This window comes from Mycobacterium sp. E2327, from assembly GCF_001672675.1.
GTDB lineage: Bacteria > Actinomycetota > Actinomycetes > Mycobacteriales > Mycobacteriaceae > Mycobacterium.
In genome coordinates, this window is record NZ_LZKE01000056.1 from 1 (window position 1) to 524 (window position 524).

The 524-nt window shown below is 68.3% G+C and carries 1 protein-coding gene; it reads left to right on the forward strand.

What is annotated here, in order from left to right:
• Positions 1 to 150 precede the first annotated feature (150 nt).
• Positions 151 to 524: BatA domain-containing protein (locus A5712_RS07215; RefSeq protein ID WP_197519322.1), on the forward strand; the 374-nt coding region annotated here is incomplete at its 3' end.

Genomic DNA, 524 nt, shown 5'->3' on the forward strand with positions numbered 1-524 from the left:
CGCCCACCTGATCCCGATCCAGGACGCCGGGCTACAGACCCACCTGCGCAGCCTGGACATCAAGTTCACCCAGCGCCGGGATCTGGTCGCCGGCTAGCGTCCATGCGGCCTCCATGCAGCCGCGTCGTTTGACGAATAGGGTGGCTGGACATGAAGCTGCCGCTGCTGGGACCGGTGTCGCTGACGGGGTTCCAGAACGCCTGGTTCTTCCTGTTCCTGCTGGCCGTGGCGCTGCTGACCGGGATCTACGTCGTGGTGCAGTTCGCCCGTCGGCGTCGGGTGCTGCGGTTCGCCAACATGGAGGTGCTGGAGCGGGTCGCGCCGCTGCGCTCGGGCCGGTGGCGGCACGTGCCGACGATCCTGCTCGCCGCGTCGCTGGTGCTGTTGACCACGGCCATGGCCGGGCCGACGTCGGACATCCGGATTCCGCTCAACCGCGCGGTCGTGGTGCTGATCATCGACATGTCGAACTCGATGCGCGCGACCGACGTCGAACCCAACCGGCTCAAGGCGGCCGAGCAGGC